This is a genomic window from Pseudomonas sp. RT6P73 (assembly GCF_054897715.1).
This window is the reverse complement of the sequence record NZ_JBUBUV010000002.1, coordinates 6,380,075-6,403,088: the sequence shown is the minus strand read 5'-3', so window position 1 is coordinate 6,403,088 and position 23,014 is coordinate 6,380,075. Positions and strand designations below refer to the sequence as shown.

Below are 23,014 nucleotides of genomic sequence, written 5' to 3'. Positions count from 1 at the left end.
GAGTTGATCTGTAGGAGCGAGGCTTGCCCGCGAAGACGTCAGCACAGACAACGCAGCTTTCGGACTTAGTCTTCCAGCAGCTCTTCAGCCTGACCCAGGATGTTTTCCAGGGTGAAGCCGAACTCTTCGAACAAGGCTGGCGCAGGCGCCGACTCGCCGAAGGTGGTCATGCCGATCACGCGACCTTCCAGGCCCACGTATTTGTACCAAAAGTCTGCATGAGCGGCTTCGATGGCGATACGGGCGCTGACCTGCAACGGCAGGACCGCTTGCTTGTAGCCGGCGTCCTGAGCGTCGAACACGCTGGTGCAAGGCATCGAAACAACGCGCACTTTGCGACCTTGCTCGGTCAGCTTGTCGTAAGCCTGAACCGCCAGACCCACTTCCGAACCGGTAGAGATCAGGATCAGCTCAGGCTCGCCTTCGCAGTCCTTCAACACGTAACCACCACGGGCGATGTCGGCGATCTGCAGCGCGCTGCGTTCCTGATGCTGCAGGTTCTGACGCGAGAAGATCAGCGCCGAAGGGCCGTCCTTGCGCTCGATCGCCTCTTTCCAGCAAACGGCCGATTCAACGGCATCGGCTGGACGCCAGGTGTCGAGGTTCGGTGTGCTGCGCAGGCTGGTCAGTTGCTCGATCGGCTGGTGAGTCGGGCCGTCTTCGCCCAGACCGATGGAGTCGTGGGTGTAGACGAACACCACGCGTTTCTTCATCAGCGAGGCCATGCGCACTGCGTTGCGCGCGTATTCCATGAACATCAGGAAGGTCGCGCCGTAAGGCACCAGACCGCCGTGCAACGCCACGCCGTTCATGATCGCGCTCATGCCGAATTCGCGAACGCCGTAGTACATGTAGTTGCCGCTGGCGTCTTCAGCCGAAACACCTTTGCAACCTTTCCACAGGGTCAGGTTGGAACCGGCCAGGTCAGCGGAGCCGCCCAGCAGTTCAGGCAACAGCGGGCCGTAGGCATTCAGTGCGTTCTGGCTGGCTTTACGGCTGGCGATGGTTTCGCCCTTGGCCGCGACTTCAGCAATATAAGCCGAGGCTTTTTCAGCGAAGTCTTCCGGCAGATCGCCGCCCAGGCGACGAACCAGTTCGTTGGCCAGCTCAGGGAAAGCGGCGGAGTAGGCAGCGAAACGCTGATCCCACTCGGCTTCGGCCGCTCGGCCGGCTTCCTTGGCATCCCACTCGGCATAGATGTCAGCCGGGATTTCGAACGGACCGTGGTTCCATTTCAGTGCAGCACGGGTCAGAGCGATTTCCGCGTCACCCAATGGGGCGCCGTGGCAGTCTTCTTTACCTTGCTTGTTCGGCGAACCGAAACCGATGGTGGTCTTGCAGCAGATCAGGGTTGGCTGATCGCTTTTGCGCGCGGTTTCGATCGCAGTCTTGATCTCTTCCGGATCGTGACCGTCGACGTTGCGGATCACCTGCCAGTTATAGGCTTCGAAACGCTTCGGGGTGTCATCGGTGAACCAGCCTTCGACTTCGCCGTCGATGGAGATGCCGTTGTCATCGTAGAAGGCGATCAGTTTGCCCAGGCCCAAAGTACCAGCCAGGGAGCCGACTTCGTGGGAAATGCCTTCCATCATGCAGCCATCACCCAGGAACACGTAGGTGTGGTGGTCGACAACGTTGTGGCCAGGACGGTTGAACTGCGCCGCCAGGACTTTTTCAGCCAGGGCGAAACCTACGGCGTTGGCCAGGCCTTGGCCCAATGGACCGGTGGTGGTTTCAACGCCTGGGGTGTAGCCGAATTCCGGGTGACCCGGGGTACGGCTGTGCAGTTGGCGGAAGCTTTTCAGGTCATCGATCGACAGGTCATAGCCGGTCAGGTGCAGCAGCGAGTAGATCAACATCGAGCCATGACCGTTGGACAGCACGAAGCGGTCACGGTCGGCGAACGATGGATTGCTCGGATTGTGCTTCAGGTAGTCACGCCAAAGTACTTCGGCGATATCCGCCATACCCATAGGGGCACCGGGATGGCCGCTGTTGGCTTTTTGCACGGCATCCATGCTGAGGGCACGAATGGCGTTGGCACGCTCACGACGGCTGGGCATCGCTGATCTCCTGGGGGCTGAATAAAACGAAACGGAAAAAAGGCGAGCATTTTCCCTCACCGGGCCGCCTCGGGGCAATGACAGATAGTCATCTGAAGGCGTTTTTCCAATTGTTAACAGCGGTTTCGACTGATGAAACCTTTTTGCAGTTCGTTTGTTGACTGAACCTAACGCCTGGAAGTGCCATCTATCGAGCAATATCAAAACTTTTTGATATTGCTCTTGCGGTGATTTCGGACCGTCACTAGACTGCTGGCCCTATGAATTTACGCGTGCCTTCCATTCAACATGACGATTGCGATGAGCTGGCGGCCCTGTGCAAGGCCGGCGGCGATCCTCTGCGGCTGAATGTATTGCGCGCGCTGGCCAACGATTCGTTTGGCGTACTGGAACTGGCGCAGATCTTCGGTATTGGTCAGTCGGGCATGAGTCACCACCTCAAGGTCTTGGCCCAGGCCGACCTGGTGGCGACTCGCCGTGAAGGTAACGCGATTTTCTACCGTCGCGCCCTGCCCCACACCGACCTGCTGGGCGGCAAGTTGCACGCTGCCTTGCTTGAAGAAGTGGACAACCTGACCCTGCCGGCCGATGTTCAGTCGCGGATCGCTCAGGTCCACGGGCAACGAGCCGCTGCCAGCCAGGACTTTTTCTCACGGGTCGCGGAAAAATTTCGTGCCCAGCAGGACTTGATCGCCGGCCTGCCGCAATACCGCGAAAGCGTGGTGGCATTGCTCGACAAGCTGAGTTTCAGTGAAGGCGCGACGGCCATCGAAGTCGGCCCCGGCGACGGTGAATTTCTGCCGGAACTGGCGCGCCGCTTCACCCAAGTCACGGCGCTGGACAACAGCCCGGCGATGCTCGAACTGGCGCGCCAGGTCTGCGAACGTGAAACGCTGGCTAACGTCAGCCTGCAATTGGCCGATGCATTGAATGGCGTCAGCCTTCAGGCCGATTGCGTTGTACTGAACATGGTGCTGCACCATTTCGCCGCGCCGGCCGAAGCGCTCAAGCACATGGCCGACTTGCTGCAACCGGGCGGTAGCCTGCTCGTGACAGAGTTATGTAGCCACAACCAGAGTTGGGCCAGGGAGGCCTGCGGTGATCTGTGGTTGGGGTTTGAACAGGACGATTTGGCCCGTTGGGCCACCGCTGCGGGACTCGTTCCCGGGGAAAGCCTCTATGTAGGCTTACGTAATGGTTTCCAGATCCAGGTCCGCCATTTTCAGCGACCGGCTGGCGACACTCACCATCGGTAAATTCAGGAAAAAATCGAGATGAGCGAATACTCCCTCTTCACCTCCGAGTCCGTGTCCGAAGGGCATCCGGACAAAATCGCCGACCAGATTTCCGATGCGGTGCTGGACGCCATCATTGCTGAAGACAAGTTCGCCCGCGTGGCGTGCGAGACTCTGGTCAAGACCGGCGTGGCAATCATTGCAGGTGAAGTCACCACGTCGGCCTGGGTCGATCTGGAAGAAATCGTGCGTAACGTCATTCTGGACATCGGCTACAACAGCTCCGATGTCGGCTTCGACGGTGCCACTTGCGGCGTGATGAACATCATCGGCAAGCAGTCCCCTGACATCAACCAGGGTGTTGACCGCGCCAAGCCTGAAGATCAGGGTGCCGGCGACCAGGGCCTGATGTTCGGCTACGCCAGCAACGAAACCGACGTGCTGATGCCAGCACCGATCACCTTCTCGCACCAGCTGGTGCAGCGCCAAGCCGAAGCCCGTAAATCCGGCCTGCTGCCTTGGCTGCGCCCGGACGCCAAGTCGCAAGTGACTTGCCGTTACGAAGGCGGCAAGGTTGTCGGTATCGACGCCGTTGTTCTGTCGACCCAGCACAACCCTGAAGTATCGTACAAAGACCTGCGCGAAGGCGTGATGGAGCTGATCGTCAAGCACGTGCTGCCTGCCGAACTGCTGACCAAAGACACCCAGTTCCACATCAACCCGACTGGCCAGTTCATCATCGGTGGCCCGGTGGGCGACTGCGGCCTGACCGGTCGCAAGATCATCGTCGACAGCTACGGCGGCATGGCCCGTCACGGCGGCGGCGCGTTCTCCGGTAAAGATCCATCGAAGGTTGACCGTTCGGCGGCCTACGCCGGTCGTTACGTGGCCAAGAACATCGTCGCTGCCGGCCTGGCCGAGCGCTGCGAGATCCAGGTTTCCTACGCGATCGGTGTTGCCCAGCCTACGTCGATCTCGTTGAACACCTTCGGCACTGGCAAAATCAGCGACGACAAAATCGTCAAACTGGTTCGCGAAATTTTCGACCTGCGTCCATACGCGATCACCACCATGCTCGACCTGCTGCACCCGATGTACCAGGAAACCGCAGCGTACGGCCACTTCGGTCGCACCCCGGCGACCAAGACTGTGGGCGAAGATACTTTCACCACCTTCACCTGGGAAAAAACCGACCGCGCCGACGACCTGCGTACTGCAGCCGGCCTGTAAGACTTTCCTGGCGGTACCAAAAGCCCCGCACGGTTCGCCGTGCGGGGCTTTTTATTGCGCGAAAATCGAAAGTACGCAGCCTCGTTTCACTCGACAGCTGCTACAAAAATATCTGTAGCAGCTGTCGAGTGAAACGAGGCTGCGTACTTTTGTCTCGAAACACACCGAAAAACATCCCTGCTGCCACCACCCGAAAGCTGACTAACCTTGAAAGCATTCCCCTTGAGCAAGGATGCTCACGATGCTTCTGCGCCTGTTTTCCACTTTGTTCCTGACCTTGTTCTGCCTGCACTCAACGGCCAACGACTGCCCCGACTGGTCACCCGCCCGCGCCCTGGACGAAATCACGGCCCTGCAAAAACAAATCGACTTCTGGGACGACAACTACCACCGCAATGGACGCTCACTGGTCGCCGACGAAATCTATGATCAATCCCGCGCGCGATTGAGCGAATGGCGTGAGTGTTTTGACTTGAGTCTTGCGCCCGACCCCTTGCGCACGGCGGGGGGCAAGATTACCCACCCCATCGCCCACACGGGCCTGGAAAAACTGCGTGACGGTCGTGCGGTCGAGCATTGGCTGCGCGAGCGCAATGATATCTGGATACAACCCAAGGTCGACGGCGTGGCCGTGACACTGATCTATCGCAACGGCGTGCTGCATCAGGCGATCAGTCGAGGTGATGGGGTAAACGGCCAGGACTGGACTGCTTCGGCCCGACTGATCGAGGCTATCCCCCGACAACTGGCACAACCATTGGATTTACTGGTGCAAGGCGAACTCTATTGGCGCCTCACCGATCACGTGCAAGCCAAGGCAGGCAGCCTAAACGCCCGCTCCACGGTGGCCGGGTTGATGGCCCGCAAAGAGCTGAACGCCGAACAGGCCGGTGGCATCGGGTTGTTTGTCTGGGATTGGCCGCAAGGTCCGGCCAGCCTGCCGGCACGCGTGGCGGCTCTCGATGGAATGGGTTTTCCTAGCACTGCGCCTTACAGTCAACCAATCAACGTATTCGCCGACGCTGAACAATGGCGCGATCACTGGTATCGCACACCCTTGCCCTTCGCCAGCGATGGCGTTGTTTTGCGTCAGAGCCAGCGTCCACCGGCCGAGCGCTGGCAGGCGCGACCGTCCTTCTGGAGTGTTGCCTGGAAGTATCCGTTTGCCCAGGCACTGGCCGAAGTGCGCAATGTCCACTTCAAAATCGGGCGGACGGGCCGGATTACACCGGTGCTGGATCTGTTGCCAGTGAAGCTCGATGACCGACAGATCAAGCGTGTGAGCGTCAGCTCATTGCGACGCTGGGAAGAGTTGGATATCCGCCCCGGGGATCAGGTGTCCATCAGCCTGGCGGGCCTGACCATTCCAAGGCTCGATGGCGTCGTGCTGCGCAGTACCGAACGCGCCGAATTGAATGTGCCATCGTCAGCAGACTTTCATCATCTGAGCTGCTGGCAACCGACGTCAGGATGCGAGAGCCAATTCCTCGCGCGCCTGACTTGGCTCAGCAGTAAGCAGGGACTGGCTTTGCCCCATCTCGGCCCTGGCACTTGGGAGAAACTTTTCGAAACAGGCCGCCTCAACAGCCTGCTGGATTGGTTGACCCTCGATGCTCAAGAGCTTGCTAACATTGATGGCTTCGGCGAACGCAGCGCGGCTCATCTTTTAAACAGCTTCAATAGCGCCCGGAAACGTCCGTTCGCTCGCTGGCTCAAAGCCTTGGGGTTGCCGCCCACCGGTCAGGCAAAGCTTGCCGATTCATGGCAGGAACTGGCGAATCGAAACACCGAACAATGGCAGGCAGAAGCCGGTATCGGCCCGGGACGCGCGACGCAGTTGAGTGCCTTTTTCCGCGACCCGCACGTGCTGGCACTGAGCCAAACATTACGTATGGCAGGGATCGACGGCTTTTAAACACCGCCGACACCCGGCAGCCCGGGAACCCAAAGGTGCCGACGGGCTCAAACGCCCATCGCCACATCGACCCGATTGTCTTTGCACATGGAGCTTTTATGAAATTTCTTTCACCGCTCGCCTTGTTGACCCTTTGCAGCGTGATGGCCGCTCCCCTAATGGCCGCTGAAGAAGCCCCTGAGCTGACCGGCTGCGCCGCGAAGAAACAGGGGATCATCAATCAGATCGAACTGGCCAAATCCCACGGCAACGCCGATCAACAGGCCGGCCTCGAAACGGCCCTGAGCGAAGTCACCGCCCATTGCACCGATGCCTCGCTGAAGAAGGAGCGGGAAAACAAGGTGCTCGACGCCAAGCATGAAGTCAGCAAGCGTCAGGCCGACCTGGACAAAGCCATGAAAAAAGGCGATCCGGAGAAGATCGACAAGCGCAAAAACAAACTCGCCGAGTCCCGCAAGGAATTGCAGGACGCACTCGACGAGCTGGATAAGTAAGCCCCGGAATTAAGCGAGGGAGCTTTTGTGGCGAGGGGGTTTACCCCCGTTGGGCTGCGAAGCGGCCCCAAATGCGGTTAGTCAAACAGACCGCAACTGCCGGTTTTACGACGGCTGCGCCGCCGAACGGGGCGATGCGGCGTTCCGACAAGCCCCCCTCGCCACAGGGCATGAGCAACATCAGATCAATGATCCCGAAACTCTTTATGGCAAGCACTACACGCATCTTCAACTTTCTGCACCGCCGGCCCCAGATTACTGGCCTTGTAAGGCTGAACCTTGCTGGCAATCACCAATTCACCGGTGGCGGTTTCAAGGGTGCGGACCATTTCCTGGAAACGTGCCTGCTGCTGCCACACATTATCCTTTGCGCTGGTGTGATCTTCTTCGCGCACCTGCGGGAAATGTTTCCACGGCTCGCGGGACAAGGCGTCAAGTTTCACAGCGCCTTCCTCGAATTTTGGACCGTCGAACGGGATACGACCACGCAACATACCGCCCAGGTCTTCGCCGGTCTTGAGCATCTGTTTGAAGATCGCCTTGCGTTGGCCCAGCGGCGAATTCGGGTCGACTCCACCGCAGGCAGACAAGGTCAGGCAGGCCAGCAATACAACGGAAAGTCTTTTAAGAGTCATGGTGGCTTCAGGTCACGGGAAACGGCGGCCAGTATCTCGCGTCATCGGCAAAGACCAATAGCCCTATTATCAATACGGGTTGTTTGAGCGCATGGAGCACTCGGGCAACCGGCAAAGGAATTACTCCATGAACAGCCGTTTCAAGGCATGGCATCACCACCTCGTGTGGACTTTTCCAATGGTGGCCGTGCTCGCTGGCTGCACCGGCGGCGATAAAAACACCCCTAAAACCCACGCGCTGGCGACCTACTCCAGTGCCACTTGGGAAGCCCTACCGGCAGTGTCCGACAACGACCTGGTCGCCGGCTTCGGCTCGTGGCGCAGCGCCTGCACCCGACTCAAGGCCGATCCGGTCTGGGGTTCGACCTGTGCGGCTTCCGCTAACGTGCCGCAAACCGCCAACGACATCCGCGGCTTCCTCAAGCAGAACCTCGACGTCTACGGCCTGCGCGCCGCCAATGACAATCCCAACGGTTTGATCACCGGCTATTACGAGCCGGTCTACCCCGGCAGCCTGACCCAGACCGAAGTGGCGAACATTCCGGTATACGGCGTACCCGAGGACATGATCATTGTCTCTCTGGACAGCATCTATCCGGAACTCAAGGGCAAACGCCTGCGCGGACGACTCGAAGGTCGCGTGCTCAAGCCTTACGACGACGCGGCAACGATTGAGACCAAAGGGGTCAAGGCGCCAGTGGTTGCCTGGCTGACCGACCCGATGAACCTGCAATTCCTGCAAATCCAGGGTTCGGGTCGCATCCAGCTCGACGACGGCCGCCAACTGCGCATTGCGTATGCCGACCAGAATGGCCATCCGTATCGGCCGATCGGGCGCTGGCTGGTGGAACAAGGCGAGCTGAAGAAAGAAGACGTGACCATGGGCGCCATCAGCACCTGGGCCAAGGCCAACCCGTCGCGCATTCCGGAGCTGCTGGGCAGCAACCCGAGTTACGTGTTCTTCACCCGCAACCCGGACAGCAACGAAGGCCCACGCGGCTCGCTCAACGTTCCGCTGACGGCCGGTTATAGCGCGGCAGTGGATCGCAAAGTGATTCCGCTGGGCAGTCTGTTGTGGTTATCCACCACTAAACCGGACGGCACCGCGCTGGTGCGGCCGGTGGCGGCGCAAGATACCGGCGGCGCGATTGCCGGCGAAGTGCGTGCGGATCTGTTCTGGGGCACTGGCGAGGCAGCCGGGCAATTGGCCGGGGACATGAAACAGCAGGGGCAGATCTGGATGCTGTGGCCTAAAGGCGCGGCGTTGCCGCAAGTGCCTCAAGTTGCCAATGCGGAAAAAGCCAAGCCCTGAAATCTGCACTGGCAGCCAGATAGCTTTCGCGGGCAAGCCTCGCTCCTACAGGGATGACCGTCGAACACACATTGTGTGTTCGCCGCAGATCCCCGTAGGAGCGAGGCTTGCCCGCGAAGAGGCCAGAGTAAACACCGCAAATCCGTCAGACTGAAACCACAAAGAAACTGACAATCAACCCCATCCCCACAAACCACACCAACGACCGCAAAATATGCCAGTCCGCCAGGTAGCAAATGATGTAGAGCAACCGGCTGGTGATAAACAAAACCGACAGCACATTGATCGTCACCAGCTCGGCATTGCCGGCCAGATGCGCAACGATCACCGCCGCCGCGAACGCCGGGGTCACTTCAAAACTGTTCAATTGCGCTGCGTGTGCGCGCCTACCCAAACCATTCAGCGAATCGAGAAAGTCCCGGGGGTCATGGTTGTCTCTCAGCCTGTAGCCGCCAACGACCTTTGCGATTCCCGTGCAGAGATAGGGCAGGAAGATCGCGATCAAAATGCACCATAGAGCAACCGTCATAAAGCAGTCCTTTCTTCAGTTTTAGAATGTTGAATAGCCGTCAGAACTTCATCACCAAAATACCAACCAGCACCAGCCCACAGGCTAAGAGCCTTGGCCTGCCGAAAGGTTCTTTCAGGTAGCGCATGCCGAACAGCACCACCAGGATCACGCTGATCTCGCGCAACGCCGCCGCTTCCGCAATCGACCCCAGCTGCATTGCCCACAGCACCAAAGCGTAGCTGAACAACACGCAGAACCCGACCGCCAGCCCCAGTCGCCACTGTTCACGCCAGAACAGCATGAACGCCGGGCGCTTGCGCACCAACGCCAGCAACGGGAACGGCCAGGCGCTGAGCAACGTGACCCAGACCAGGTAGTCCAGAGGGTGCGACCAGCGCCGCAACGCCTGGCCATCGATGAAGGTGTAGCAGCCGATGCACAGGCCGATCAGCGCCACCACCGGCAACATCGACCACGGCAGACGTGCACCGCCGCCGCCCTGCCAGAGCAGGCACAGCATGCCAAACGGGATTAACAGAATTCCGAAGATCTGCTGATTCGTCAGCACTTCGCCGGCGAAGATCAGCGTCAGTGCCAGCACCACCAGCGGCGACAGGCCACGCATCAGCGGATAGACCAACCCGAGGTCGCCGACCCGATAAGCCTGGATCAGCAGGTAGCGATAGAGCAATTCGAACGCCGCCGACGCCAGAATCCACGACCAGATTTCAATCGGCGGCAACACCACGAACGGCAGCATCAGGGCGACAAACAGCATCGCGACGCTGTCCATGCAGGCCACCACCAGCAACCGTTCGGCGCTGAACTTGATCAGGGTATTCCACGCCGCGTGCAACAGCGCCGCCACCAACACCAGAGCCGTTGCAAGCAAGGCACACTCCTTTTTTGTTGATCCCCTGCCCTGTAGGAGCCGGCTTGCTGGCGATGAACGATGACGCGGTCCGTTTGTTGGACCGCAGTGCCTGCATCGCCAGCAAGCCGGCTCCTACAAGGGACGAGGGATAATTGATTCGCCATATGTCGGCAGCTGTTTATACTGCAAGCGACCACGCCGCACTCAGTTGCGCACAGACTAATTCCAATAATTTTTGCCCCTGCCCGCGCTCATCGAGAACGGTCATCGGCATGCGTATGCCTGATCAGCGTCAAGACTACCGACAGAGACCTTGCGCATGCCACTCGCCTTGCTTGCCCTCGCTGTTGCCGCGTTCGGCATCGGCACCACTGAATTCGTCATCATGGGCTTGCTGCCCGACGTCGCCCGCGACCTCGCCGTGAGCATTCCCCACGCAGGTCTGCTGATCACCGGCTACGCCCTGGGCGTGGTGTTCGGCGCGCCGATCCTCGCGATCGGCACCGCCAACATGCCGCGCAAAGCCACGCTGCTGGGCATGACGTTGATGTTCATTCTCGGCAACGTGCTCTGCGCATTGGCGCCGAACTACGCCACGTTGATGGCCGCGCGGGTGGTCACCGCGTTGTGCCACGGTGCGTTCTTCGGCATCGGCTCGGTGGTCGCGGCCGGCCTGGTCGCACCGAACAAAAGGGCGCAGGCCATTGCCATGATGTTCACCGGCCTGACGCTGGCCAACGTGCTCGGCGTGCCACTGGGCACCGCGCTCGGACAGTACGCCGGCTGGCGCTCGACGTTCTGGGCGGTTTCGGTGATCGGTGTCATCGCAGCTATTGCGCAGTGGGTCTGGCTGCCGAAGGACATCGCGATGGACAAAGCCAACCTCGCCAGCGAGTTCAAAGTGCTGGGCAAGGTTAACGTGCTGTTGGCGTTGGGCATGAGCGTGCTTGCGTCGACCAGTCTGTTCAGCGTGTTCACCTACATCGCGCCAATCCTGCAAGACATCACCGGTGTCAGCCCCCATGGCGTAACGATCATGCTGCTGTTGTTTGGCGTGGGATTGACAGCGGGCAGCATGCTTGGCGGTCGCCTGGCGGACAGTCGATTGCTGCCTTCATTGGTCGGCATGGCGCTGGCCGTAGTGGTGGTGTTGGCTGCCTTCAGCCAGACCAGTCATTCGGTAATTCCGGCGGCGATCACTTTGGTGCTGTGGGGGATTTTCGCGTTTGCCCTGTGCCCGATCCTGCAACTGCTGATCATCGATCAGGCGCATGAAGCCCCAAACCTCGGTTCAACGCTGAACCAGAGCGCCTTCAACCTCGGTAATGCGGCGGGGGCGTGGATCGGCGGGTTGGTGGTTGCCAGCGGTGCCGATCTGGCGGACCTGCCATGGACCGGGGCGCTGGTCAGTGGCCTAACGGTGCTGACCGCGCTTTTCTACATCTACCTGCAACGTCGCGGTGCGGCTGCGGTCAATGTGTCCGGCTGAATAGCAGCGCCGCCCATGACATTGCTTTCGCGGGCAAGCCCGCTCCCACAGTGGATCTCAGTCGATTACAAACTTTGCATCCACTGAAGATTAATTGTGGGAGCGGCGGTGCGGCGATCCGACTTGCTCGCGAAGAAGTTGACGCGCTGCAACTGCCTGAACCCCCTATTTCTTACCTGCTGATATTTTCGGCACAGGCTGAGCATCACTGATTATTTTTTGCTCTTCCGCGGGTCGGATTCGGGCTCCGAGCCCTGATCCGCAGTCTTCTTCGGCGGTCCGCTCTCGCTGCGGATTTGCGCGTGGCTGATCAGCGCAAAGATGAAGCTGCCACCGATGATGTTCCCCGCCAGCGTCGGCCCGGCGAACACCATCCAGAAATCCTTCCACGGCAACTCGCCGGCAAACACCAGGTACGAGACCTCGGCCGAACCGACCACGATGTGGGTGAAATCCCCCAGCGCCATGAGGTAGGTGATGAGGATGATGATCCACATCTTGGCGCTCTCCATGGATGGAATCATCCAGACCATGGTCGCAATCATCCAGCCCGAAACGATGCCTTTGGCGAACATCTGGCTGGCGTCGTTCTCCATGATCTTGCGCCCGATATCGAGGAATGCCAGATCGGTCTTGCTGTCAAAAATCGGCAGATTCAGCATCACGTAGGCCACCAGCAACGTGCCGCAAAGGTTGCCCACCAGCACCACCGACCACAGGCGCAGCAAGCGGCCGAAATTATTCAGTGTGGGTTTGGTCATGATCGGCAGCACAGCCGTCAGGGTGTTCTCGGTGAACAACTGCTGACGGGCGAGGATCACCGCGAGAAAGCCTGCGCAGTAGCCAAAACTGGCGATGACCTTGAAGCCTTCACCGTCCGGCAGTCGGGAATTGAGCAGCCCCATGGCCATCAGCGACAGGCCCATGGTCAGGCCGGCGGCCAGCGCCGACCACCACAAGGCAGCGACACTGCGCTCGAGTTCCTGATCGCCCTGGGTTCGGATGATTTCGTGCAGCACCGCGGCGCGCGGTGGCTGGTTCTTGTCGACCTCGTGCCGTTCTTCCGGCGACAGGTTTGGGGTCTTGCCTTCTTTCTTGGCGTCCATAAAGCTCCGGAACCGGTGGTGTGTCATGTAGGTACGACACGCGCGGTTCGGAGCTGTTCACTGACCCGATGAATCAACGTTTATAGGGCGACCGCCATCGCGAGCAGGCTCGCTCCCACATTGGATCTTCAGCGAACACTATTTCTGTGAACGACAAAGATTAAATGTGGGAGCGAGCCTGCTCGCGATGGGCGCGCCGCCGATATCACTCGCTGGCGACGTCATCCTTGAACTGGTCTTTGACGTACTTGATCTCAGTCTGGCCATGCGGCGCGGGCAAGCCGTCTTCACCCAGATTGACAAAGACAATCTTGTCTACCGTGAGGATGCTTTTGCGGGTGATCTTGTTGCGCACTTCGCACTTCAGGGTGATGGAGGTGCGACCGAACTCGGTGGCGGTGATGCCCAGCTCGATGATGTCGCCCTGGCGCGAGGCGCTGACAAAGTTGATTTCGGAAATGTACTTGGTGACCACACGCTGATTGCCCAACTGGACGATGGCGTAGATCGCCGCTTCTTCGTCAAGCCAGCGCAACAGACTGCCGCCGAACAGCGTGCCGTTGGGGTTGAGGTCTTCGGGTTTTACCCATTTGCGGGTGTGGAAATTCATGGGGGGCTCCGGGCTTGAGGTGCTTGGGCGATACCTTATCGCCCCCCCAGCTTCAAGTTTTAAGCGACAAGCTGCAAGTTAAAAGCAGATTCGCTTTTACTTGCCGCTTGGAGCTTGTCACTTGCCACTAGCCGGATAAAGAAAGCTATAATCGCCACCGATTCAGAACGGCTACTACCGTTTTCCCGCCACCTGTCCGAGGGGCGCTGCAGCAGGTTCGACCTGTCAGGCTCGGATGGGGCGTTGACTGGCCATGATCGGCCGGACACTAAACGCACAACGGCGCCCATTCGCATACATTACGAATGGAGGCTCATCATGAGCGCTGTTATCACGCCTGCAGATTTTACCGATTACAAAGTGGCCGACATGTCCCTGGCTGCCTGGGGCCGCCGCGAAACCATCATCGCAGAATCCGAAATGCCTGCCCTGATGGGTCTGCGCCGCAAATACGCCGGTGAGCAACCGCTCAAAGGCGCGAAGATCCTCGGCTGCATCCACATGACCATTCAGACTGCCGTGCTGATCGAAACCCTGGTTGCCCTGGGTGCCGAAGTGCGTTGGTCATCCTGCAACATTTTCTCGACTCAAGACCAGGCCGCTGCTGCTATCGCTGCTGCCGGCATCGCGGTTTACGCCTGGAAAGGCGAAACCGAGGAAGAGTACGAGTGGTGCCTGGAGCAAACCATCCTGAAAGATGGCGCGCCTTGGGATGCCAACATGATCCTCGACGACGGCGGCGACCTGACCGAGCTGCTGCACAAGAAATACCCGGCGATCCTGGACCGCGTCCACGGCGTCACCGAAGAAACCACCACTGGCGTTCACCGCCTGCTGGACATGCTGGCCAAGGGCGAGCTGAAAATCCCGGCCATCAACGTCAACGACTCGGTGACCAAGAGCAAGAACGACAACAAGTACGGCTGCCGTCACAGCCTGAACGATGCGATCAAGCGCGGTACCGACCACCTGCTGTCCGGCAAGCAAGCGCTGGTCATCGGTTACGGTGACGTGGGCAAGGGCTCCGCTCAGTCCCTGCGTCAGGAAGGCATGATCGTTAAAGTCTCCGAAGTCGACCCGATCTGCGCCATGCAAGCCTGCATGGACGGCTACGAGCTGGTTTCGCCGTTCATCGACGGCATCAACGACGGCACCGAAGCCAGCATCGACAAAGCGCTGCTGGGCAAGATCGACCTGATCGTGACCACCACCGGCAACGTCAATGTTTGCGACGCGAACATGCTCAAAGCCCTGAAGAAGCGCGCTGTTGTCTGCAACATCGGCCACTTCGACAACGAAATCGACACCGCTTTCATGCGCAAGAACTGGGCATGGGAAGAAGTGAAGCCACAGGTTCACAAAATTCACCGTACCGGCGCTGGCGCATTCGACGCCCAGAACGACGACTACCTGATCCTGCTGGCCGAAGGCCGTCTGGTTAACCTGGGTAACGCCACCGGTCACCCAAGCCGCATCATGGACGGTTCGTTCGCCAACCAGGTGCTGGCGCAGATCTTCCTGTTCGGCCAGAAGTACGCCGACCTGTCGCCAGCCCAGAAAGCCGAGCGCCTGACGGTTGAAGTACTGCCGAAGAAACTCGACGAAGAAGTGGCCCTGGAAATGGTCCGCGGTTTCGGCGGCGTTGTGACTCAACTGACCAAGACCCAGGCCGACTACATCGGCGTGACCGTCGAAGGCCCGTTCAAGCCGCACGCTTACCGGTACTAACAGCAGCTGCGAGCTTCAAGCTTCAAGCAGCAAGTAAGAGCGATTCGTTTACTTGCGATTTGAGGCTTGCGGCCTGCTTCTTCATCGCTATTACGCAGCAGCGAGCTGTGAGCTTCAAAAGCAAGAATCGGCGCGAAGCCCTCTTGTACCTTGTAGCTTGCAGCTTGCAGCTGGAGGTCTCCTCCATGTCCCAAGACCGTCGCTACAGCTTCGAGTTCTTCCCTACGAAGACCGACGCTGGGCATGAAAAGCTAATCGCCACTGCTCGTCAGCTGGCTACGTACAACCCCGATTTCTTCTCCTGCACCTACGGCGCAGGCGGTTCGACCCGTGATCGCACGCTCAACACCGTGTTGCAGCTCGAAAGCGAAGTCAAAGTCCCGGCCGCACCGCATCTTTCCTGCGTTGGCGACAGCAAGGACGATCTGCGCGGCCTGCTGACTCAATACAAGGCAGCCGGCATCAAGCGTATCGTTGCCCTGCGCGGTGACCTGCCTTCGGGTATGGGCATGGCCAGCGGCGAATTGCGCCACGCCAACGACCTGGTTCAATTCATTCGTGAAGAAACAGGCGATCATTTCCACATCGAAGTCGCCGCTTACCCGGAGATGCACCCGCAAGCGCGCAATTTCGAAGACGACCTGAACAACTTCGTGCGCAAGGCCAACGCTGGCGCCGACAGTGCGATCACCCAGTATTTCTTCAACGCCGACAGCTACTTCTACTTCGTCGAGCGTGTACGGGCGATGGGTGTGAACATCCCGATCGTGCCGGGAATCATGCCGATCACCAACTACAGCAAGCTCGCGCGTTTCTCCGACGCTTGCGGTGCGGAAATCCCGCGCTGGATCCGCAAGCAGCTGGAAGCCTACGGCGACGACACCCAGAGCATTCAAGGCTTTGGTGAGCAAGTCATCACCGATATGTGCGAACGCCTGCTGCAAGGTGGCGCACCGGGGCTGCACTTCTACACACTGAACCAGGCTGAAGCGAGCCTGGCGGTGTGGAACAACCTGAAGCTGCCGCGCTAAGAGCAAGATCAAGAGATCGCAGCCTCGTTTCACTCGACAGCTGCTACAGAGTACTCATTTCCCTGTAGCAGCTGTCGAGTGAAACGAGGCTGCGATCTTTTGCATTCAGCGCACTTTTATTGTGCAGCAACACACGGAGATAGAGCTTGTGGATCCCGTTTCTGGCTCTTTATGATTTCTCGTCGTAATCTCAAGCCATGCCTTTGATCGCCCAGTTACTGACCGTGTTTCTTTTCACTTGCCTGAGCTTCGCCGCCCGGGGCGAGAAGCTGCGCATTGTCACCGAGCCGTGGGCGCCTTATGTCTATGAGCAAGACGGCAAATCCCTGGGCCTGGATTACGAAACCACGGACATCGTCTTCAAACGCCTGGGGATCGAAGTGGACTGGCAGTTCCTGCCGTGGAAACGCTGCCTGTCGATGCTTGAAACGGGCCAGGCGGATGGCGCGCTGGACATTTTTCACAGCGATGAACGCGACGCCACCTTGCTCTACCCCAGCGAACCGCTGTCGGAAGTCGAGTTCGTGATGTTCTATGCCAACGAGCGACCCCATCCGTTTCGCACCCTGGGCGACCTGAAAGGCCTGACCATCGGCACCTCGCCGGGTTATCTCTATAGCAAGGATTTCAGCGAATCGAACCTGTTCACCCGGGAGCCGGCGCCGACCCATGAAGCCAACTTCGGCAAACTGGTGCGCGGGCGGATCGACCTGCTGATCACCGATCGCCGGGTCGGGCAGCACTTGCTCGACGAATTGGGCATCCGCGACAAGATCACCGAAAACCCGACTGTCATCAGCCACCAGAGTCAGTTTTTGGCGGTACGGCGCAACGCCGGCATGGATTTGCTGGTGCAGCGTTTCGGTGCCGAGCTCAAGCGTTTCAAGCGCGAGCCCGCCTACGCTGAGCTGAGCGCCCGTTATGGCGCGGGGCCAGGCACCGGGGGGCAAGCCACCACCGCCACCACGGCCACGGTAAAAACCGTTGAGCAGCAGGAAAGCGGCGCGCAGTGATTGCTCTGTTATACTCCGGCGTTCCCGCCAGGCTCACGCCCGGACGCTCGGACTTGTTCAAGGCATCTCGATCCGCTACAGCGCAGCTTTTCAGCCCGCGCGAGCGCTCCAGACGAGCTTTCAAAGCCCAGCAGGACCGGACGGGATTGCGTTCTTCTTAAACGCCATTCGCGCCAGGCAAGACTCCCATTGGGCCAAGCCCTAACTAAAACAGGATTACTCATGTCCTTTGCTTCCCTCGGTCTCTCCGAGGCTTTAGTCCGCGCCATCGAGGCAGCGGGCTATACCGAGCCTACTCCGGTGCAACAGCGGGCTATTCCCGCCGTGTTGCAAGGTCGCGACCTGATGGTTGCGGCTCAGACAGGTACTGGTAAAACCGGCGGCTTCGCCCTTCCGATTCTGGAGCGGTTGTTTCCGGGCGGTCACCCGGACAAATCCCAGCGTCACGGCCCGCGCCAACCGCGCGTACTAGTCCTGACCCCTACTCGCGAACTCGCGGCTCAGGTACACGAGAGCTTCAAGGTCTATGCCCGTGACCTGAAGTTCGTCAGCGCCTGCATCTTCGGCGGCGTCGGCATGAACCCGCAGGTTCAGGCCATGTCCCGCGGTGTTGACGTGCTGGTGGCCTGCCCAGGCCGCCTGCTCGACCTCGCCGGTCAAGGCAGCGTCGATTTGTCCCACGTGGAAATCCTCGTGCTGGACGAAGCCGACCGCATGCTCGACATGGGCTTTGTCCATGACGTGAAGAAGGTCCTGGCTCGTCTGCCGAGCAAACGCCAGAACCTGCTGTTCTCGGCGACGTTCTCCAAAGACATCACCGACCTCGCCGGCAAGCTGCTGCACAACCCGGAACGCATCGAAGTCACGCCACCGAACACCACGGTCGAGCGCATCGAGCAACGTGTCTTCCGTCTGCCAGCCAACCACAAGCGTTCGCTGCTGGCGCACCTGATCACCGCTGGCGCCTGGGAACAGGTCCTTGTGTTCACCCGCACCAAGCACGGCGCCAACCGTCTGGCCGAGTACCTGGACAAACACGGCCTCGCTGCCGTCGCGATCCACGGTAACAAGAGCCAGAACGCCCGCACCAAAGCCCTGGCCGACTTCAAGGCCGGTGAAGTGCGCATCCTGGTCGCCACCGACATCGCCGCTCGCGGCCTCGACATCGACCAGTTGCCGCACGTGGTCAACTTCGAGCTGCCGAACGTCGACGAAGATTACGTTCACCGTATCGGCCGTACTGGCCGGGCCGGTCGTTCGGGCGAGGCGATCTCGCTGGTCGCTCCGGACGAAGAAAAGCTGCTGAAAAGCATCGAGCGCATGACCAAGCAGAAGATTGCCGACGGCAACCTGATGGGCTTCGACTCCAGCGCTGTAGAAGCCGAGAAGCCAGAAGTCCGCGAGCGTCCGGATGTGCGTAACCCGCGCAACCCACGTGGTCCGCGCGGCGACGGTCCGAACGGCACTGGCGGTGGCGGCGGTCGTAAAGACAAGGGCAAGGACAAGGGCGGCAAGGAAAAACCTGCAGCCACTGCCCGCGGTGATCGACCGGCGCGTGAACACAAGCCACGCGAAGGCACTCCGGCTCGCGAACAACAGCGTCCGGCGCCACGCGCTGCTGCTGATCGTGCTCCGGACGAGTTCCTGGACGACGACGTGGATAACTTCGGTAACCGCGTTGACTACGTTCCCCAGGCCAAACCGGCCCAGGGCCGTGGTCGTCGTCCGGGTGCACCGGCACAAGGCGCGGCAGCCGGCGCAGGCGCTGGTGCTCCGCGCACCGGCGGCAAGCCTCAGGGTCGCCAAAGCGGTCCGCGCAGCAGCGACGGCGCCACCACCGGCACGCCGCCGGCCAAGCGCAGCGGTCCACGCAACGGCGCTCCACGTGACGGCCAGGCCCGTCGCGAAGAGTCGCGCAACCGTCGCCCGGCCCGCACCGACGACCAGCCGCGCTCGGAACCCGCCGTGCAAAACCCGCGCGGCCCGGCACCGAAGATCATCCATAAAGAGTCGAAGACCGATCGGTTCCCGACTCCTGAGCAACTGGATCAATTGCCGGGCCGTCCTCGTGGTGAGAAGCCAGCGTTGCTGACACGCAATCGCTGATTAGCGCTGCAATGAAAAATGCCCCTGATCTCACGATCCGGGGCATTTTTTTATGCTTCATCATAACCCTGTAGGAGCGAGGCTTGCCCGCGAAGGGGTCAACCGGATTTCTGTGGTGAGGCCGCTGGCGCTTTCGCGGGCAAGCCTCGCTCCTACAGGATTTGTGGTGCGACGCAGATTATGTTCGGCAACAAAAAACGCCCCCGATCGTGAGATCGGGGGCGTTTTTGTTCAGGCGCGAAAATTATTTCGCTTTCACACCTTCAAACGTCACGTACAACTCGACCGCATCGGACGCTGGGCCCAGGTCTTTCTGCTTGCCGAAATCGGAACGCTTGATGCTGGTGGTGCCTTCGAAGCCGGCACGGTAGCCGCCCCATGGATCCTTGCCTTCGCCCAGGAAAGTCGCCTTGACCACAACTGGCTTGGTCACGCCCAGGATAGTCAGGTCGCCGGTCACGTCGGCAGTGTCTTTGCCAGCGGCGTTTTTGCCGGTGGATTTGACGCTGGTGGAGACGAACTTGGCGTCGGCGAATTTGCCCACGTTCAGGAAGTCACCGCTGGCGATATGCTTGTCACGTTCGGCGTGGTTAGTGAACACGCTGGCGGTGCGCACATTGAACTCGATCTTGCTGGCTTCAGGCTTGGCAGCGTCAAAGCTGAACTTGCCGTCGATGTCCTTGAAGGTACCGGTGATGTAGCTGTAGCCCAGGTGGCTGATCTTGAAGTCAACGAAGGCGTGCTGGCCTTCCTTGTCGACGACGTAGTCAGCCGCCATCACGTTAACGGACAGCAGAGCCGAACCGATTGCCAGAGCAGCGAGTGTTTTTTTCAACATGCTTTCTATTCCTTTGGAGTCGAGGTTGAACTTCAGGCTTTGCGGCCCAGCATTCGAGTGAGGGTCGCATCACGATCGATAAAGTGGTGCTTCAATGCTGCCAACGCATGGAGACCGGAAAAAATTACCAGCACCCACGCCAGGTACAAATGGATCACACCGGCGGTGTCTGCCTGGTCCGGTAGTCCGGAAACCAGCGCAGGAACTTCAAACAGGCCAAACACCGAAATCCCGACACCGTCTGCGGTGGAAATCAGGTATCCGGCAATCATCACAGCAAACAGACTGAGGTAAAGAAACGAATGACCGAATTTGGCGCCAAGACGCGTCATACGGCTATACGTTTCCAGTGTCGGCGGTGGTGGGCTGACAACGCGCCACAACACCCGCAGGAGCATGACCGCCAACAACACCAAGCCAATGCTCTTGTGCAATTCCGGCGCGTCTTTGCGCCAGGTGCTGTAGTAGTCGAGACCGACCATCCACAAGCCCAGCGCAAACAAACCAACGACCACCAGCGCCACGCCCCAGTGCATGAAGATGCTGACCCAGCCGTAGCGGGAAGAAGAGTTACGTAGCTGCATTGCCCAAATCCTGTGAGAACTGCGACCAAGACTATCGAGTTACCTATCGAATTAAAGCGGAAAATTTCGCTTTGAAATATCGAGAAATACGATCAAGAGTCTGAAATCGGTGAGTTAAGGAAAGATTAAAGACCAATGTGTAAAAAAAATGACGTCCAAATCAATAAAACCTGCCCCATGAGGTTTATTCGGTTCTTTTCTTCAGGCATAAAAAAACGCGGCATTTGCGCCGCGTTTCTTTAATCCCAAAGCTTACTGCGCTTTGGTATCTGTTGCCGGAGTCGCAGCGGGTTTGTCCGCTGGCTTCTTCGCCGGTTCAGCTTTCTTCGCAGGAGCTTTCGCCGGAGCCTTTTTGGCTTCGGTTTTAGCCGCTGGTTTCTTCGCCGCAGGCTTGGCGGCTGCCTTCTTGGCAGGCTCGGCTTTTACCGGCACAGCAGGCTTCGCTGCTTCAACTGGCGCAGCGGCCGGAGTTGGCGCTGGAGCAGGAGCCGGTGCTGGCGGAGCGACAGGCTCTGGTGCCTTGACCGGTTCCGGCTTCTTGCCGTCATCGGACGAACCGCCGAACAGGTTGGTGAAGAAGTTGCCTTTCTTCGCCGCCACCGCGCCGGCCGCCACAGCGGTCGCTGCCGGAACAACCTTGGCCGGTTCAAACGACTTGCCCGCCGCCAGGTCTTCAACCTGACTGGCAGCGCGCTGACCGGTGCGCAATGCGCCTTCCAGCGTGCCCGGGTACAAGGTGTCGGTGTGTTCGCCAGCGAACGCTACACGTTGCAGCGGACGTTCCCACAAGCGCCAGTACTTGCTGATCTGGCCCGGGCCGAAAGCCAGGTAAGCGCCACCCATCGACGGGTCGGTGCTGTAGCGGCGGATTTCATAACCGGTGAACGAACCGCGTGCCTGTGGATAAAACGCGTGCAGGCGAATCAGCACCTGGTCGACCATCTGCTTGTCGCCGAACGCCTGCATCACGCGCGCGTTGTCGCCAGACAGGTTGATCACCACGTTGGCGCCGCCCTTCAGCGCCGGCTCGACCCACAACATGCCCAGACCAGTGTTGCTGTAGATCTCGCCGGACATGCGCGCCTTGCTTTCCCACACTGGCGTCTTGAACTTCAGCATGATCTGGTCGCGCCAGCCGTAGTTGGTGCCTTTGATGGCGCCCAGGTGCTGGGCATCCAGCGCCGGGGTCATCTGAATCTTGTTCAGGGCGCGCAACGGCACCGCTACCACAACGTAGTCCGCCTGATAGCCAACGCTGCCGACTTTGACGGTCACGCCGTCCTTGTCCTGGCTGATGGACGACACCGGGGAGCTGGTTTTGATGGTTTTCAGTTGTTTGACGAAGGCCTGGGCCAGCACCGGGCTACCGCCGAGCAGGCGTGAGGCGCGCAGGTCGCGGTCGGAGACGCCACGGTAAACACGGCTCTGCTGTGCGAAATACAGCAGCGACAGGCGCGAAGGTTCGTCGTAACGGGTACGAATCTGCTGGTTCACCAACTGACGTGCAGTGGCTGGCAAGCTCAGGCGGTCAAGCCAGTTGGAGACGTTGATCTGATCCAGAGCGTGCAGCGTATTGTTGGCCGCCGGGTTCTGAGGATCTTCGATCGAGCGCGCCAGATCATCCACGGTTTTTTCATAGCGCTTGAGCGCTTCGGCAGTGGCGGGTTCCTTGGTGGCCAGGTCGGCAGCGGTGTAATACACGCCATCGATCAGGTAGCTCGGGGTCCGCACGAATTCAGGGGCTGGCGTGGTGCTCAGGTTGAAGGTCGATACGTATTTGTTCAGCACCGGCTGGGTCTTGTCGTTGCCGATCCACTCACTGGTGGCCATGCCGGAGCGACCGCCCAGGTTCGGCTTGGCTTCCAGCAGGGTCACCTGCCAGCCTTTGTTCTGCAGTTCGTAAGCTGCCGTCAGACCCGAGAGCCCGCCGCCGATCACGATCGCCGTTTTATCCTTGGCCAGCGCAGACACGCTGAACAGCCCCAACATCACCAGCGCACAGGCGCGCAGCCAACCAGCAGACATTCAGCGAACTCCGGAAATACACGAGGAAATAGCGGTTTTAGGAGTCAGACGACTCAAAGAACCGCGAAGAATACGTCAGCTATCAAAACGCCGCCAGCAACGTCTATCGACCTATACAAAGTAGCTCAATTGACACAATGGGTTGTCCCCGTGCAACGCATTGCATAGGCTTGCGCGATTGTTTGCCCGCGAAACCAGCGAGCCGCCTCGAGGAG

The 23,014-nt window shown here is 59.5% G+C and carries 19 protein-coding genes and 1 riboswitch; of the genes, 10 read left to right on the top strand and 9 right to left on the bottom strand.

Annotation, left to right across the window (positions count from 1 at the left end; genetic code table 11):
• Positions 1–65: 65 nt before the first annotated feature.
• Positions 66–2,063 carry a transketolase gene (gene tkt, locus ACYZT6_RS29450; RefSeq protein WP_438658960.1) on the bottom strand — a complete coding sequence of 666 codons (1,998 nt, stop codon included), beginning with the start codon at positions 2,061–2,063 and terminating at the stop codon, positions 66–68.
• Positions 2,064–2,323: 260 nt separating this feature from the next.
• On the opposite strand from tkt, the gene ACYZT6_RS29445 reads away from it, so the two are divergent.
• From ACYZT6_RS29445 to ACYZT6_RS29430, 4 genes are all read left to right on the top strand, one after another.
• Positions 2,324–3,319 (top strand): ArsR/SmtB family transcription factor, encoded by a 996-nt coding sequence (locus ACYZT6_RS29445; protein ID WP_462029678.1) that lies wholly within the window; start codon positions 2,324–2,326, stop codon positions 3,317–3,319.
• Between the two features lie 18 nt (positions 3,320–3,337).
• Entirely contained in the window at positions 3,338–4,528 is a 1,191-nt protein-coding gene (gene metK / locus ACYZT6_RS29440; RefSeq protein WP_010466931.1) for a methionine adenosyltransferase, read from the top strand.
• A gap of 241 nt (positions 4,529–4,769) precedes the next feature.
• Complete coding sequence (gene ligB, locus ACYZT6_RS29435; protein ID WP_462029677.1) at positions 4,770–6,443, top strand: NAD-dependent DNA ligase LigB; 1,674 nt, start codon at positions 4,770–4,772, stop codon at positions 6,441–6,443.
• A 98-nt stretch (positions 6,444–6,541) separates the two neighbouring features.
• Positions 6,542–6,937 carry a DUF1090 domain-containing protein gene (locus ACYZT6_RS29430; RefSeq protein WP_462029676.1) on the top strand — a complete coding sequence of 132 codons (396 nt, stop codon included), beginning with the start codon at positions 6,542–6,544 and terminating at the stop codon, positions 6,935–6,937.
• Between the two features lie 185 nt (positions 6,938–7,122).
• Here ACYZT6_RS29430 and ACYZT6_RS29425 read toward each other — a convergent pair whose 3' ends face one another.
• Positions 7,123–7,572: a c-type cytochrome gene (locus tag ACYZT6_RS29425; protein WP_462029675.1), complete on the bottom strand. Its 450-nt coding sequence runs from the start codon at positions 7,570–7,572 to the stop codon at positions 7,123–7,125.
• Positions 7,573–7,699: 127 nt separating this feature from the next.
• Between ACYZT6_RS29425 and mltA the strand changes: the two genes are divergently transcribed.
• Positions 7,700–8,884 (top strand): murein transglycosylase A, encoded by a 1,185-nt coding sequence (mltA, locus tag ACYZT6_RS29420; protein ID WP_462029674.1) that lies wholly within the window; start codon positions 7,700–7,702, stop codon positions 8,882–8,884.
• A gap of 145 nt (positions 8,885–9,029) precedes the next feature.
• On the opposite strand, the gene ACYZT6_RS29415 is transcribed toward mltA, so the two are convergent.
• On the bottom strand, positions 9,030–9,413 hold the full coding sequence (locus tag ACYZT6_RS29415; protein WP_462029673.1) for an MAPEG family protein: 384 nt from the start codon (positions 9,411–9,413) through the stop codon (positions 9,030–9,032).
• Positions 9,414–9,453: 40 nt separating this feature from the next.
• Positions 9,454–10,287 (bottom strand): EamA family transporter, encoded by an 834-nt coding sequence (locus tag ACYZT6_RS29410; protein ID WP_462029672.1) that lies wholly within the window; start codon positions 10,285–10,287, stop codon positions 9,454–9,456.
• A gap of 301 nt (positions 10,288–10,588) precedes the next feature.
• On the opposite strand from ACYZT6_RS29410, the gene ACYZT6_RS29405 reads away from it, so the two are divergent.
• The gene (locus ACYZT6_RS29405; protein WP_462029671.1) at positions 10,589–11,758 is read left to right on the top strand and encodes an MFS transporter; all 1,170 of its coding nucleotides are present in this window, start codon (positions 10,589–10,591) and stop codon (positions 11,756–11,758) included.
• 212 nt (positions 11,759–11,970) lie between these two features.
• Here ACYZT6_RS29405 and ACYZT6_RS29400 read toward each other — a convergent pair whose 3' ends face one another.
• Both ACYZT6_RS29400 and ACYZT6_RS29395 read right to left on the bottom strand, forming a co-directional pair.
• Positions 11,971–12,864, bottom strand: a complete 894-nt coding sequence (locus ACYZT6_RS29400; protein ID WP_462029670.1) for a formate/nitrite transporter family protein — start codon at positions 12,862–12,864, stop codon at positions 11,971–11,973.
• 205 nt (positions 12,865–13,069) lie between these two features.
• Positions 13,070–13,474 (bottom strand): acyl-CoA thioesterase, encoded by a 405-nt coding sequence (locus ACYZT6_RS29395; protein ID WP_010466921.1) that lies wholly within the window; start codon positions 13,472–13,474, stop codon positions 13,070–13,072.
• A 192-nt stretch (positions 13,475–13,666) separates the two neighbouring features.
• Positions 13,667–13,769, top strand: a riboswitch (S-adenosyl-L-homocysteine riboswitch).
• Positions 13,770–13,792: 23 nt separating this feature from the next.
• On the opposite strand from ACYZT6_RS29395, the gene ahcY reads away from it, so the two are divergent.
• The 4 genes from ahcY (at position 13,793) to ACYZT6_RS29375 (ending at position 19,352) form a co-directional block, all read left to right on the top strand.
• The gene (gene ahcY, locus ACYZT6_RS29390) at positions 13,793–15,202 is read left to right on the top strand and encodes an adenosylhomocysteinase (RefSeq protein WP_462029669.1); all 1,410 of its coding nucleotides are present in this window, start codon (positions 13,793–13,795) and stop codon (positions 15,200–15,202) included.
• A 185-nt stretch (positions 15,203–15,387) separates the two neighbouring features.
• Positions 15,388–16,233, top strand: coding sequence for a methylenetetrahydrofolate reductase [NAD(P)H] (gene metF / locus ACYZT6_RS29385; protein ID WP_462029668.1), 846 nt, complete (start codon positions 15,388–15,390; stop codon positions 16,231–16,233).
• Positions 16,234–16,430: 197 nt separating this feature from the next.
• Positions 16,431–17,246 (top strand): substrate-binding periplasmic protein, encoded by an 816-nt coding sequence (locus ACYZT6_RS29380; protein WP_462029667.1) that lies wholly within the window; start codon positions 16,431–16,433, stop codon positions 17,244–17,246.
• A gap of 222 nt (positions 17,247–17,468) precedes the next feature.
• Positions 17,469–19,352, top strand: a complete 1,884-nt coding sequence (locus ACYZT6_RS29375) for a DEAD/DEAH box helicase (RefSeq protein WP_462029666.1) — start codon at positions 17,469–17,471, stop codon at positions 19,350–19,352.
• Positions 19,353–19,596: 244 nt separating this feature from the next.
• On the opposite strand, the gene ACYZT6_RS29370 is transcribed toward ACYZT6_RS29375, so the two are convergent.
• The 3 genes from ACYZT6_RS29370 to ACYZT6_RS29360 all read right to left on the bottom strand — a co-directional run bounded on the left by ACYZT6_RS29370 (position 19,597) and on the right by ACYZT6_RS29360 (position 22,799).
• Positions 19,597–20,190 carry a YceI family protein gene (locus ACYZT6_RS29370; protein WP_462029665.1) on the bottom strand — a complete coding sequence of 198 codons (594 nt, stop codon included), beginning with the start codon at positions 20,188–20,190 and terminating at the stop codon, positions 19,597–19,599.
• Positions 20,191–20,222: 32 nt separating this feature from the next.
• Complete coding sequence (locus tag ACYZT6_RS29365) at positions 20,223–20,774, bottom strand: cytochrome b (RefSeq protein ID WP_462029664.1); 552 nt, start codon at positions 20,772–20,774, stop codon at positions 20,223–20,225.
• 252 nt (positions 20,775–21,026) lie between these two features.
• The gene (locus ACYZT6_RS29360) at positions 21,027–22,799 is read right to left on the bottom strand and encodes a flavin monoamine oxidase family protein (RefSeq protein ID WP_462029663.1); all 1,773 of its coding nucleotides are present in this window, start codon (positions 22,797–22,799) and stop codon (positions 21,027–21,029) included.
• Positions 22,800–23,014: the final 215 nt, after the last annotated feature.